Source organism: Paludisphaera borealis, assembly GCF_001956985.1.
Taxonomy (GTDB): Bacteria; Planctomycetota; Planctomycetia; order Isosphaerales; family Isosphaeraceae; genus Paludisphaera; species Paludisphaera borealis.
The window spans coordinates 6,907,832-6,921,371 of record NZ_CP019082.1; the positions used below are offsets into that span (position 1 = coordinate 6,907,832).

8 protein-coding genes are annotated in these 13,540 nt (G+C 67.7%); 3 read left to right on the top strand and 5 right to left on the bottom strand.

The genetic code is table 11. The features are described from left to right. Positions 1-9: 9 nt before the first annotated feature. Positions 10-1,536, bottom strand: a complete 1,527-nt coding sequence (locus BSF38_RS26725; protein ID WP_076350092.1) for a N,N-dimethylformamidase beta subunit family domain-containing protein — start codon at positions 1,534-1,536, stop codon at positions 10-12. Positions 1,537-2,132: 596 nt separating this feature from the next. Here BSF38_RS26725 and BSF38_RS26730 point away from each other — a divergent pair. Continuing rightward, positions 2,133-6,218, top strand: a complete 4,086-nt coding sequence (locus tag BSF38_RS26730) for a beta strand repeat-containing protein (RefSeq protein WP_076350093.1) — start codon at positions 2,133-2,135, stop codon at positions 6,216-6,218. A gap of 68 nt (positions 6,219-6,286) precedes the next feature. Here the strand turns inward: BSF38_RS26730 and BSF38_RS26735 are convergent, their stop codons facing one another. Continuing rightward, positions 6,287-7,111 carry an esterase/lipase family protein gene (locus BSF38_RS26735; RefSeq protein ID WP_076350094.1) on the bottom strand — a complete coding sequence of 275 codons (825 nt, stop codon included), beginning with the start codon at positions 7,109-7,111 and terminating at the stop codon, positions 6,287-6,289. Between the two features lie 125 nt (positions 7,112-7,236). Between BSF38_RS26735 and BSF38_RS26740 the strand changes: the two genes are divergently transcribed. Next, complete coding sequence (locus BSF38_RS26740; RefSeq protein WP_237170626.1) at positions 7,237-7,611, top strand: hypothetical protein; 375 nt, start codon at positions 7,237-7,239, stop codon at positions 7,609-7,611. Between the two features lie 1,100 nt (positions 7,612-8,711). After that, complete coding sequence (locus BSF38_RS26745; protein ID WP_076350095.1) at positions 8,712-10,490, top strand: RNA polymerase sigma factor; 1,779 nt, start codon at positions 8,712-8,714, stop codon at positions 10,488-10,490. On the opposite strand, the gene BSF38_RS26750 is transcribed toward BSF38_RS26745, so the two are convergent. From BSF38_RS26750 to BSF38_RS26760, 3 genes are all read right to left on the bottom strand, one after another. Continuing rightward, entirely contained in the window at positions 10,491-11,669 is a 1,179-nt protein-coding gene (locus BSF38_RS26750; RefSeq protein ID WP_076350096.1) for a glycosyltransferase family 4 protein, read from the bottom strand. A gap of 28 nt (positions 11,670-11,697) precedes the next feature. Next, a complete protein-coding gene (locus BSF38_RS26755; protein ID WP_076350097.1) occupies positions 11,698-11,958 on the bottom strand; it encodes a hypothetical protein in 261 nt (86 codons plus the stop codon). Positions 11,959-12,057: 99 nt separating this feature from the next. Further along, positions 12,058-13,353 carry a carboxypeptidase regulatory-like domain-containing protein gene (locus BSF38_RS26760; RefSeq protein WP_168189470.1) on the bottom strand — a complete coding sequence of 432 codons (1,296 nt, stop codon included), beginning with the start codon at positions 13,351-13,353 and terminating at the stop codon, positions 12,058-12,060. Positions 13,354-13,540 lie beyond the last annotated feature (187 nt).

The window sequence follows — 13,540 nt, forward strand, 5'->3', positions numbered from 1 at the left end:
GCTCGGCTGCTACGCCCCTCGCATTCTGTCCAACAGATTCTTGGTCATCTGCTGGACGCGCGGGTCGACCCCCTTGGGCTTGGTGTAAACGTCGGGGAGGATGAAGCCGGGGGGGCTCGCCAGGCCGGTGGCCCACCAGATGGTCGCGGCGTTGAAGACGAAGTTGTCCTTGGGGCCGGGGTAGATCGTGGCCGTGTAGACCCCTTCGCCCCGGGAGCTTTTAGTGGGTCCGCTGGCCAGGACTTCCAGCCCGGGGATCGACCAGGGCTCGCCGTGCCACTCCCAGCCGACCAGGCCGGCGACGCCGTCGCCGGCCTTCATGCCGGTGCCGGCGAACAGCCAGTGGTCGGGCTTGCGGCAGGTCCAGTCGCCGCCGCCGGTGACCGGGAACGTGCTCTGGGCGCCCATCAGCGTCGCCTCGTTGGGGCCGTTCTTCTTGAACCGACCCTCCTCGGGGAAGCCCTGTTCGAGTTCTTCCTTGCGGGGCGAGCCGAAGCGTCCCACGCGCTCGATGATCCGGCCGGGTCGGCCGTCGCTCGACGGGTGAATGTCGACGACGCCGCAGATGCTGTTGCCCGAGAGGAAGGCCAGGTTGAGGCCGTCGGCGACCGCCTGCTTCATGTGGTCGAACATCGCGAGCGACCAGTATTCGTCGTGGCCGATCGAGATCCACCCCTTGGCCCGTTTGAGGCCGGCGGGGTCGAGGTGGGTGTCGATGTTCGAGATGTACGTGACGTCGCAGCCGTGCTGCTCCATCCAGTAGGCGAGCGGAAACTCCCAGAGCAGCCACTCGCCCGAGCCCACCGAGAGCGGCACGTCGAAGATCTGGCAGTATTTGCCGTACGGCCGGTCGAAGCTCGTCTGGACGTCCGGTCCCCAGTACCACTCTTTGACGCCGTCGTCGTAGAGCGAGAACTGCGACGGCCAGCGGTTGTAGGCGTTCCAGGTGTTGTCGGAGACCTGAAACAGGAAATCGGCCTGGCGGTCGTCGCGGACGACGAAGACGACGTAGCTTTCGAGCCCCTCGCCCTCGGTCTTGAGCTTGCCGATGTAGACGCCGCTGGTCCAGTCGTCGGGGATCGTCAGGGCGACGCTCGGCTCCCACGCGCACTCGCGGAGCCGCATCTCGCCGATCGGCGGATCGGGCTGGGACGAGCCGGGAAACGTCCCCAGCTTCTCGACCCGCCGCGCTCCGTGGCCCTGGTAATAGCCCATCCGATAGACTTCGAGCGTGAACCGCAAGGCCGGATTCGTGCTGACGTGGATCGTCAGCTTCTCGCCCGGGCGGATGCTCGTATGCGAGGCGTAGCCCTCGATTCCAGGGCTCCGATACCGGGTCTTGGGATCGACGCGGACGTTGGCGTTCAGCCAGTCGCGCGTGCCGGGCTTCTCGTTCTCCCGACGGATGCGGTCGGGATCGGCGGCGGAGGGCCCGCGCGCGATCACGGCGGAGTTCAGCCCCGCCGTCGAGACCAGCCCCGCGGCCGTCGCGGTTCTCAACCAATCGCGACGGTTCATGTCAATCGGCGGCGCCATCAAGGAACCCTCAAAGTCGTATGTCGCGAAGGAATTCGCTCCGCTTCGATCACTTGAACCGATCCAGGGGACGATCGCAAGAGACCGCCTCGCGATCCGACGCGGCGGCGCAAAGGCTTATTCAGAACAAAAGCCATGTTTAGCAATTTGAGTTCCAATATAAGAACTGTCGTCCATTCGTTGTTCCGATTTATCGACCTTGCGGCCTGGATATGGTGCCGAATGCGTTTCGGCTCGCGATTTTGGGTGGAATCTCGGCTGCACGGTGCTGTAGAGTGCGAACACCTTTAAATATTGCGTTGCAGGCGAGGCGCGCGGTGAGTCGGGTTTCGGAGCGAGGGACGGTGGAACACGTTTTCACCGCCCTCGGTGGTCGGCCGGGAGCCGATTCCGGGGGATCGACGAGTCCTAGCCTCGCGAACGACGCGCGGGGTTTCCCCCGCCGATTCACGCCGCGGCGAACGCACTCCATACGAATCGACATCTTTCCAGAGATAGGGAACCGAGTGATGCCTGGCGACCCCACCATGAAGATGCAGCGAGACGACGCGGCGCGACGGACTGGCTCGCGAAGACGATCGGCGGTGAGTCGGCGGTTGCGTCCGGAGCGTGAGCGGCTGGAAGATCGTCTCGCGCCGGCCGTGGGGGGATGGTCGAGCGCCGGCGCGGCCGCGGCGGTTCCCGCCTTGATCTCGAGCGCCTCGAATTCGACGACGACGGCCCCCACCCCGTCGCCGAGCGTCCCTGTCGGGGCCCAGTACGCAGTGTCGGAGTCGCTCGGCAAGGACGATCCGGCCTACGCGGCGGCCGCCTCGGGCGACGGCTACGCCGTGAGCAACGCCACCAACCAGTACTCCGCCTTCCTTGACGCGTCCGGGCTTCATGTGGCGACGGGTTCCGACGCCTGGTCGCTGACGGTGCAGGGGGTCGGTTACGGCGGCTCGCTCCAGACGCTGGGGACGGCGACCTCGACGTCGACCGCGAACCGCGTCGAGTACGACTACGGCGGCGTCTCGCAGTGGTTCGTCAACGGCCCGCTCGGACTCCAGCAGGGCTTCACCCTCGCGCAGCGGCCGGCGGGCGGGACGAGCGGCGCGCCGCTGACGGTCGGCCTGGCTCTGGGCGGCGACTTGACCGCGACGGCCGACGCCGGCGGCACCAGCGTCACGCTGGCGCGGGCCGACGGCAGTTCGGCCTTGAGTTACGGCGGCCTGATCGCCTACGACGCCACCGGCCGGGCGATCCCGGCCCACATGTCGGTCGTCACGACGGCCGACGGCCAGTCGCTGTCGATCCAGGTCGACGACGCCGGAGCCCAGTACCCCCTGACCATCGACCCGTTCGTTCAGCAGGCCAAGCTGACCGGCGACGAGGTGGACGTGAGCCTGTTCGGGTATGCGGTGGGGATGAACGGTGACGGCACCGAGCTCATCATCGGCTCCAAAGGGGTGAACATCGGCTTCAACAACGGGCAAGGCGTGGCTTACGTCTTCACGAGGACGGGGACGTCCTGGAGCCAGACGGCGCGGTTGACGGCCAGCGACGGGGCCGCGGGCGACTCGCTGGGCTTTGCCGTCGCGCTCAGCCTCGACGGAGCCACGGCGGTCGTGGGGGCTCCGAACGCGGCGATCGGGAACAACACCCACCAGGGGGCGGTCTACGTCTACAGTCGTTCGGGCTCCTCCTGGACTCAGACCCAGAAGGTGAGCGCCTCCGACGGCGCCGCCGAGGCGTTCTTCGGCTCCGCCGTCTCGACCAGCGGCGACGGCGCCGTGTTCGTGGTCGGCGTGCCCAACGCCACGGTCGGCGGCAACGCCAAGCAGGGCGCGGGATACGTCTTCGACAAGGGGGGGGCTCTCTGGTCCCAGGCGTCGAAGATCACCGTCGGCGACGGCGCGGCCAACGCCTTGCTCGGCTACTCGGTCTCGATCAGCGGCGACGCCGTCACGGTGGCGCTCGGGGCCCCGGGCGCGACGATCGGCGGCAAGTCGGGCCAGGGCGCGGTCTACCTGTTCAACGGCTCGGGCGCCACCTGGAGCCAGGCGGCCAAGCTCGTCGCCAGCGACGGCGCGGCCGGCGCCGCGTTCGGGACGTCGGTCTCGGCCAGCTACAACGGCGGGGTGGTGCTCTCCGGCGCCCCGAACGCCACGATCGGCGCCAACGCCAATCAGGGCGCCGCCTACGTCTACACGAGGTCGGGATCGCTCTGGCCGCAGACGAACAAACTGACCGCCAGCGACGGCGCGGCCGCCGACAACTTCGGCATCGCGGTCGCCCTCAGCGGCGACGGCGGCACCGCCGTCGTCGGAGCGCCTTACGCGAAGATCGGGGCCAACGCCAATCAGGGCGCCGTCTACGTTTACACGAAATCGGGGGCGCTCTGGCCGCAGACGATCAAGCTGACCGCCAGCGACGGCGCGGCCGCCGACCTCTTCGGCAGTCCGGTGGCCGTGAGCGCCGACGGCGGCGCCTTGCTGGTGGGCGTGCCGAGCGCGCCGGTCGGCACTCACTTCTTCCAGGGGGCCGCCTACGTCTACTACAACGCGGCCGCGGTCACGGTGACGAGCAACCCGGTCAACCAGACGACGTCCGTCGGATCGACCGTAACCTTCACCGCCGCCGCCAACGGCTCGCCGCTGCCGAGCGTCCAGTGGCAGGTCAGCGTCGACGGCGGCGCGAACTGGGTCAACATCGCCGGCGCGGTCCAGGACTGGTTCACGTACGCGCCCAACCTGGCCGACTCGGGCGATAAATTCCGCGCCGTGTTCACCAACAACGTCGGTTCGACCGTGGCGACCACCGCCGCGACGCTGACCGTCGTCAAGCAGAGCACGGTGCTCACGATCACCTCGAACGTCAACCCCCGAGGCGTCGGCGACACCCTCAACCTCACCGTCCACGCCGCCGCCGCCAACGGCGTCGGAACCCCCAACGGCGGCACCGTCAACCTCAACATCGGCGCCGTCAACCTCAGCGGCACCCTGGTCAACGGCCTCGCCGTCTTCTCCTCGATCCCCGTCCTGGCCGTCGGAACCTACACGGCGACGGCGACCTACGGCGGCTCGGGCGATCCGACCTTCGGACCCGCCGCCGCCACCTTGTCCCAGGTGGTCGTCCGCGGCACCACCTTCCTCAACGGCGTCGTGCCCGCCCAGGCGACGGCCGGCCAGGCGGTGGCGATGAAGGGGGTCGTGACCTACACCGGAACCACCTCGCCGCCGGTGGGCGGCGTGGTCTTCATGGACAACGGCCAGCCGATCGGCTTCAGCCAGTTGGCGACGGCGGCGGGGGCGACGGCGGCGACGTTCACGACCTCGACGCTGGCCGTCGGCGACCACTACATCCAGTTGGTCTATCTGGGCGAAGCCGGCACCTTCCCGTCGGCGACCGGGGTCTACCACCTGGTGGTCGCGGCGGCCGGCGCGTCCTCCGTCGCGAATTCCATTCCGGCTCCCGTCATGGACGGGACGGCTCCGAACTCGGGCGTCGGGACGATCGGCGACGACCACTCGTCCGCGTCCGCCAGCTCGCTCGGAGGCCCCGTCACGAATGCCGCGAGCGGCGGAAGCGCCCAGTCGGCCGTGACGATCACGAGCAGCCCCGTCAGCCAGACGACGACCATCGGCTCGACGGCGACCTTCACGTCCTCCGCCACCGGGTCGCCGCAGCTCAGCGTCCAGTGGCAGGTCAGCGTCGACGGCGGCGCGAACTGGGCCGACGTCGCCGGCGCGACCCAGGACTGGCTCACCATCACGCCCGCCCTGGCCGACTCGGGCAACCAGTACCGCGCGTTGTTCACCAACAACATCGGCTCGACCGTGCCGACCCTCGTCGCCACGCTGACCGTCGTGAAGCAGAGCACGGTGCTGACGATCACCTCGAACGTCAATCCGCGAGGCGTCGGCGACACCCTCAACCTCACCGTCCACGCCGCCGCCGCCAACGGCGTCGGAACCCCCAACGGCGGCACCGTCAACCTCAACATCGGCGCCGTCAACCTCAGCGGCACCCTGGTCAACGGCCTCGCCGTCTTCTCCTCGATCCCCGTCCTGGCCGTCGGAACCTACACGGCGACGGCGACCTACGGCGGCTCGGGCGATCCGACCTTCGGACCCGCCGCCGCCACCTTGTCCCAGGTGGTCGTCCGCGGCACCACGTTCCTCAACGGCGTCGTTCCCGCCCAGGCGACGGCCGGCCAGGCGGTGGCGATGAAGGGGGTCGTGACCTACACCGGGACCACCTCGCCGCCGGTGGGCGGCGTGATGTTCATGGACAACGGCCAGCCGATCGGCTTCAGCCAGTTGGCGACGGCGGCGGGGGCGACGGCGGCGACGTTCACGACCTCGACGCTGGCCGTCGGCGACCACTACATCCAGTTGGTCTATCTGGGCGAAGCCGGCACCTTCCCGTCGGCGACCGGGGTCTACCACCTGGTGGTCGCGGCGGCGGCCAACTCCAACTCCCTCATAGCCGCCGGCGCCCCGGCGGCATCGTCGGTTTCGTCGAGCGTCGCGGCGGCTTCCGCCTCCGCGGCGGTCGAAGTCGGCGCGTCGCCCAGGAGCCTGGCCTCCGCCACGCAGAGCAAGACCGTCGCCGTTCAGCCGAAGGTCGCCGCCCGCCCTAGCGCGAGCGCGGCCCGCGTTCTTCAGCAACGGCTCAGCGTCGCGTACAAGACGCGCTGAGTCGAACTCATCCCCCGCGCCGGACGGCTCTCGCCCGGCGCGGGGTTTCTGTTTCCCCGCCTCGTTCGTCAGATCACGGGGCCAGCGGTCGTCGCGGCCCGGTGCTCGCACGGCGGTTGATCCTCGTCGGCACCGAACCCCAGCGCAACCAGGTTGTCGACGATCCGGCCGTAGAGGGCCGGGACGGAGTGGTCCGAGCCGGCGTCTTCGGGCGGAGTCAGCCAGTTCATCTGGCGAAGATGGTCCAGCGGCCACGACGGCAGCGGCTCGCCGAAGGCGCGCGCCGATTCGGCGGGGACCAGACCGTCATTCGAACCTTCCATCTCGGAGAGGGCTTCGAATAGGCGATGGAGCGGCCAGGCGACGTCGTCGGCGTTTGGCTCGCCCGCCAGGCTGAAGCACGGCAGGTCATCGGGCTGAGGATACATGCGGTGGAAATGCCGGGCCGCGCGGCGGGTCACGTCGAGGCAGCCGCGGTGGTCGATCCCCAGCGCGCTCAAGAGCCGGAAGATCCGCCCCACTTTCAGCTTGGCGAAGTCGGCGATGATCGTCCCCTGATGCGGCGACCCGATCGTCGTCAGGCTCAAGATCCGCTTCCGCCAGCCGGGCTCGGCGAGCAACCGGCGGGTGTCGAGCCCTCCCATGCTGTGGCCGATGACGTGCACGGGCTCGTCGGGGAAGTTTGTGAGAATGCGATAGCCGAGCCGCTGGGCGCGAAAGTCGATCGACGCGATCGGATGAACGCGCGTGACCAGCACCCGATTGCCGGCGTCGCGAAGGGCCTGGGGGATGCCTCGAAAATACGAGGTCAGCGTCAGCGGGCCGATTCCGATCCGTGAGAATCCGAACAGCCCGTGCGCTAAAACGATGGGAGCTTGAAGCCGCCCGATCATGGCAGGATGTTTCTCGTTTCAATCCGGCGGCGAAGTCGCTCTACTCAGCGTAGGCCGCGGCGTCGTCGCACTGATGATCCACACACTCGATGTTGCTCTTGGTATTGTAGTAGACGATTCATGAGTTGAAGACGAAGAAATCGTCGGCCCTCTCGCGGGTCGCCCCGGTTCTCGGGGTCGGATCGACCGTGAGCTTTTTTTCGTCCCCAGGCTGGGAGCCTCCCATGCAGCTTCGCGGGATCGTCATGTCCGCCGTGCTCGATGAGAACCCTCCCGGCAGCGACCGAATCGAGCTGACCCTCTGGCTTCAGGGCGTCGGCCCCGGCAAGCCCAGACGGATCGTCGTCCCCTACGACCTGCTGCTCAGCGACCCATCGCTCGACGCCGAATCCGTCCAGGGCCATGGCTTCGAGGCCGAGGTCGAGCAAGACACCGGCGGCCGTTGGGTCGTCGCCGCAATCGGCTTCGCCGACGGCCGCGTCCTCCGCGATCCCGGGTGAGCGCCAGACACTTGGGGGCCGTCCACGAAACCGACCGCGACACCCCGTTCTCATGAGGTCGGCACCCAAACTGGCGGCATGACGATTGGATTGGGAGTTGAAGCGACCGACCACGGAGGACGGGAGGGACACGGAGGGTAAGAGGGCCGAAATCCGGTTGGTTTTTTCCTCCGTGTTCCTCCGTACCCTCCGTGGTGGATTGATCTGAAAATAGCTCGTGGGATGATCGTGGCCCGGAATGGAAGCCCGAAGCGCCAGCGAGTGAATGGATTCGAACGCCGTCCGGGAATTCACTCGCTGGCGCTTCGGGCTTCCATTCGGCCCCCCGCCGACCGCGCCCCCCCGTTCTCATGGGGGGGGCGACCGTCCTGGGTGGCCGTGGCAGGATCGTTTGCATCACCCGGCCGGACTCCCGAGCACGGACCCGGGAGGGTTCATCGTTGGTTCGTCGTCCGTCGTATATTTAGATTGGAGAATTAGCGAGGGGCGCGATTTAGAAGACCTGGAAGCAAGCATGCAAAATGAGCGGGAGCCCGCTACCGGCGGCGTGGGATCGTCGAAAGCGCGACGAACGAACCCAATGCCGATCGGCCCGGAGCGCGAGGCGAGCGGGGCGTGGTCAGACCTTGAAAACGCGCGAACGAACCCAACCGGCAGGTCGTCGAAAACGGAGCACCGCGCGGCCCCGACCGATCGTCGGCCAGGAAATTACGTGCGATCGAACCCAATCCTTGGGCCTCGATTGAGCGATGCAAAGCGTTTAGTGTTAGTACGTTGCAGTTCAAGATCCGGGCATGGCCTGAAAGCTTCGGGCGCGAACGAACCCAAATCCGGCCGGGAGGTCTTGCGAGGCTGCCGGGGCGGGAGATGGGGAGTTTCGGCGCGAACGAACCCAAATCGCCAGGGCTGCGTCGAGCGGGAGCTTGAAGTGAAGCCGCGACCTGTTTTCGGCGCGAACGAACCCAAATCGCCGCGGTAGCCCCCCGGGCTGGGCGGCGGATGACATTCCGCCCGGAATTCCAAAAAAGTGAGATTGGGAACCCCGCAAGCCGCACATTGAGAGTGTTGGACCGACGTTCGAGGACGGGGAGGGCGACGGCGTGGGCCGCATTTCGGGGAACGTCATTGGCGAGCTGACGCGCGTACTCCGCTGGGGGACGGCGACCGGCGACGACGACGATCGGCTGCTGGAGCGGTTCCTCGCCAATCGCGACGAGTCAGCCTTCACCGCGCTCGTCGCGCGGCACGGGCCGATGGTCCTGGGCGTCTGCCGCCGCGTCCTTCGCGACGAGCACGACGTCGAGGACGCGTTCCAGGCGACGTTCCTGGTTCTGGTGCGCAGCGCCGGGGCGATCCGCCGGGGTGAATTGGTCGGCCCCTGGCTCCACGGCGTCGCCCACCGGGTCGCCGTCCGGGCTCGGGCCGGCGCCGCCCGCCGGTTCGTCCGTGAGAAGAACGGGGCGGACGTGGAGTCACTGGCACTCGCGCCGGCGGCTCGCGACCACGAGCACGCCGAACTGCGGACGATCCTCGACGCCGAACTGGCGAGACTCCCCGAGGCGCTCCGCGCGCCTTTAGTCCTCTGCTATCTCGAAGGTCTGACCCACGAGCAGGCCGCCGGTCGATTGCGACAGCCGGTGGGCACGATCCGCAGCCGGCTCTCGCGGGGCCGCGACCGACTTCGAACCCGCCTGGCCCGTCGCGGTGTGTCGGCCGACGACGCCGCCTGGGGCACGATCGTCCTCGCCGAGCCAGTCTCGCCCGTCCTGTTCGAAACGACCGTCCGGTCCGCCCTGGAATTCACCGTCCACCACAACACCGCCACGGCCCTGGTCTCCGCCACGACCGCCGCGCTCGCCAAGGGAGTTCTCGACGCCATGTTGATCTCGAAATTGAAGCTGGCTGGCGCCTGCGCGCTGGGGTTGATCCTGACAATGGGCGGGGTGAGCGGCTACGCGCTGCAACAGGGGCCAGGTGAGAAGAAAGCGGAGCCGACGCCCGCGATCGAGACGCCACAAGACACTTCGACGTCGCGCGTCGCGAGCGAAGTGCGGGAGCTGAAGGCAACGATCCTCAAATCCGAACTCGAACTCGCGGAGTTGAAGCGCCGGAGAGAGGAACTCGAGAATCATATCACCGACGTAGAGAGCGTGGTGGCCAGGAAACGGAAAGTGCTGGCAGACGTGCTCCAGAATGCAAACAACCCGCGAACCGCCCCGGCGCAGAAGCCCGCCGAGGACCAGAAAGCCGACGGCACGAACCAACTCGAGTACCTCGACCCCGACAAACCTATCGTCATTCCGTCACCGAGAGGTGACGTCGTCACGGTCTTCGGAATTCCCAACCAAAGAGCGAGGATGATGGGCGGCATGGGTGCCCAGATGATGGGTCGAATGGGACCGGGCGGCGGCATGGGTGCCATGATGGGCCGCGACGCGGCGAAGTCGTACCTTGACCCCCAGTCCGTCCGACTGGCTGAAGAGGGCGACCCCCGGCTAGTCGTTACCGCGGTTACCAACCAGATGCTGATACCTTTGGCGCTTCGGGGTGAGAAGATCCAGCGGCTCGCGGTCTTCAATAAGCAGTACAGCCGCTGGGACGTCGAGGAACTGCGCGAGCCTGTAAAGGAAGCGACGCCCGTATCGAGTCAATACATGACCGTCTACGCCCTCGGCCGGCGGCTTTACACCTACAGCGCCGGGGCCGGGAGGTGGAGCGTGCTGGAGTTGCCTGAGGGCGCGACGCCGAAGGCGATTGCGAGCGATCGCGGCCTCACGTTGAAGTATGGAGATAAAGTTCACATCTACAATATCCAGTCGGGCGAATGGACCGAATTCGACCTTCATATGAAGCCCAAGGAATCGGAGAAGGAGGAGTGATCATCGGCCTTTGTGCTGATCTTCTTTCGCGATCAGATCGCGATATAAGTCGACGTAACGGTCGACGACGGCGCGGAGGGAGTATTCGGTCTCGACGCGGTCGCGGGCGGCCTGGCCAAGGCGGAGGGCTTCGGCGGGGTCGTGGATCAAGGCGAGCAGCGTCGAGGCCCAGGCTTCGGGCGTCGGGGGCGAGACCAGCAGGCCGGTCCGGCCGTGGGCGATCAGGTCGGTGTTGCCCCCCACGCCCGAGACGACGCAGGGGAGGGCCGAGGCCATCGCTTCGAGGAGCGAGTTGCTCATCCCCTCGGCCACGCTGGGCAGGACGAAGACGTCGGCGGCGCGGAGGTAGTCGGCCGGGTTCGGCACCGCGCCCACGAACTGGACGCGATCGGCGATTCCCAGCGACTCGGCCTGTTCCATAAGGGCCTGGCGATCGGTCCCAGGGCCGATCAGGATCAGGTTCGCGGCCGACCGGCGGGAGACCTCGGCCCAGGCGTCCAGCAGCATCGGCAGGTTCTTCTGGGGGTGCAGCCGGCCTGTAAAAACGACGCGGGGACGCGGCAGCAATTCCTGGTCGACCAGGCTCGGGCCGGGGTGGAAGACGTCGGTGTCGACGCCGCTGCAAAGACGACTGAGCCGACCGGACGGCACGCCCAGGTCCGTCCACTCGCGGGCGATGTCGTCGGAGATCGCGGCGAAATGCGTGTTACGCAAGATGATCCGCCGGAGCAGGGGAGCGCCCCGAGTCCGGCCCAGCTCCTGGGCTTCGCCGTAGTATCCCGAACTGGCCGGCTGGACGAGCGTCGGGATTCCCCGGAGCGACGGCCGAGCCAGACCGGTCGCCACGGCTTCCCAGAGCGCCTGGTGGGTGTGGACGACGTCCAGCTCGCCGCGCAACCGCCGCAGCGCCCCGACGACGCCGGCGACGAAACTGAGGGCGAAGGCCGGCCCACGGTCCCAGGTCTTGATCCAGCGGTGGATCTGAACCCCCTGATATTCCTCGTCGTCGATTGGATAGCCGGGGACCGACCGGGTGATCACCCGGACCGAGTGACCGCGCCGAACGAGTTCGAGTCCCTGCGCCAGCGCCTGGCGCTCGGCCCCACTGGCGAACGGGTGGAAGTAGCTGACCAGCAGGCCGACGCGCAACGGCCGTTCCGAAGTCGGGAGCGGTGACATGGAAGTTCGTCTCGACGGCCCGGGCGCGTCAATCGCTGACGGGTTCGTGGACGTTCTTCAGGTTGTGGAAATGGGGATAGTCGGACAGGATCGCGCGGGCTCTCCGGGCCAGGGGGGCGGCGACGTACACGCCGTGGCCGGATTCGAACGGCAGGCCGCCGAAGACGCTCCCGGCCGGGGTCGCGTCGCTCCGCGCGGGGATGCCGTCGCTCTGGAGCAGGTTCACGACCAGGGCGGCTTCGACCTCGTTGGCGACCTCGCAGAGGCGGACTTCTTCGACTTCGTCCATGGAATTCTCCCTTCAGACCGACTGTCGCGGCGAGCCCGGGCGGGCCGAGAAGGACCGCCCGGGCGTTGGCTGCGCGTGGCTTGTGATGGTCGACGAACGTCAGCGGGTGATGGTCAGGCTGGGGACGTCGCGTCCCTGATCGTCGCTGATCTGGCCGTTGCTGACGGTGATCTCGCTCACCGAGTAGACCCGGCCGCTGGGCATCGTCACCTTGACGGTCCAGTCGCCGTCGGGGACGCGGACGGCGAACCGGCCGAAGGCGTCGGTCATGGCGACCCGATCGTCGAAGGTGTTGGTGCGGTTGCTCAGCAAGACGCGGACTCCTTCCTCGGGCTCGCGGGTCTCGCGCTCGCGGACGCGGCCGAAGAGGACGTTGCGGCTCTCGGTCCGGAATGCGCGTGCCGGGTCGTAGACTGGCTTGCGTGACTCGCTGCGGGTCCCGGCCTCGTCAGGGGCGGTCGGCAGCGGGGCCGGCTCGTTCAGGAACTCGTCAACGCCGGACGGGGCCTTGGGCAGCGCCGGCTCGGTTGCTTTCGACGGCTCGGGGGCCGGCGTGATGGCCTGCTTCGAGGTGTCTTCGGGGCGGGCCGCCGAGTCACGGCGTTCCGGCGCGGGGGGATTCGGCGGGCTCCCGGTCGTTTCCTTCGGGGTCTCGGTCTTTGCGGCCTCGGCGGGCTTCCTGACGCCCGCGTTGTTCTCCGGAGCCACCCGGGGCTTGACCACCGGCGCGGGAGTCGGCTCGACGTCGGAGGGGAGCGACGGAGCGTCGTCTTCCTCGGGCTCGGACTGCACGACGGACCGACGCGGGCGGCGGGCCGACGATTCGCTCGACCGCTCCGGGGCGATCGTGCGCGCCGGGGCCATGGCGATGGGAGTCGCGTCGTCGCAGCAGAGGCTCGACTCGCGGACGTACTCGGTGGCGACGACCGAGCGGTCGATCACGGTCGGAACCGTCCGGTACGTGGTCGGGACGTAGTAGGCCGTCGGATAATAGAGCGTCGTCGGGAAGTAGCTCGTCGGCGCGTAGTAAGTCGTCGGCGTGTAGGAGGTGAGGCCGGTGGGAACCGTGTATCTGCCGATGGCGCTGGGAATCAGCCGCCGGCCGAAGATGCTGCGGCGGAATCGGGTTTCATAGTAGCTGGGGACGACGTACGAGGTCGGCGTCAGCACGCGCTCGGTGGCGTAGGCCGTCGCATAGACGGTCGGCACGCTGTACGAGGTGGGCAAGACGTACGAAGTCGCCGCGAGGTACGACGTCGGGAGAATCGAGACGCTCGACGTCGGCACCCAGTCGACCGTCTCGACCCAGTAATCATCGGCCCAAGCGTTCGATCCGGCGCTCGAAGCCCAGAGAGTCACCGCCAGGATCGGCAACCAAAAGCCACGGCAGCGCATCGTTGATTTCCTCGCATTATGCGGATTCGAACCCCGGTGAACCACCATGGCTTCATGCCCAGGGCTGTTGAGATTCTAGGATAGCAAATTTTACAAGTCGAACCAAGAACCCGACCTGTACTGAATCCCACGATGTCGGCCGGCCCGGTTCGACTCAGGAACTGTTAGCAAATCGCACGCCGCGCCT

Bases quoted from the DNA above. Each gene is read 5' to 3' on its own strand.
- BSF38_RS26725 (WP_076350092.1), bottom strand. From the start codon at position 1,536: ATGGCGCCGCCGATTGACATGAACCGTCGCGATTGGTTGAGAACCGCG.
- BSF38_RS26735 (WP_076350094.1), bottom strand. From the start codon at position 7,111: ATGATCGGGCGGCTTCAAGCTCCCATCGTTTTAGCGCACGGGCTGTTC.
- BSF38_RS26750 (WP_076350096.1), bottom strand. From the start codon at position 11,669: ATGTCACCGCTCCCGACTTCGGAACGGCCGTTGCGCGTCGGCCTGCTG.
- BSF38_RS26755 (WP_076350097.1), bottom strand. From the start codon at position 11,958: ATGGACGAAGTCGAAGAAGTCCGCCTCTGCGAGGTCGCCAACGAGGTC.
- BSF38_RS26760 (WP_168189470.1), bottom strand. From the start codon at position 13,353: ATGCGCTGCCGTGGCTTTTGGTTGCCGATCCTGGCGGTGACTCTCTGG.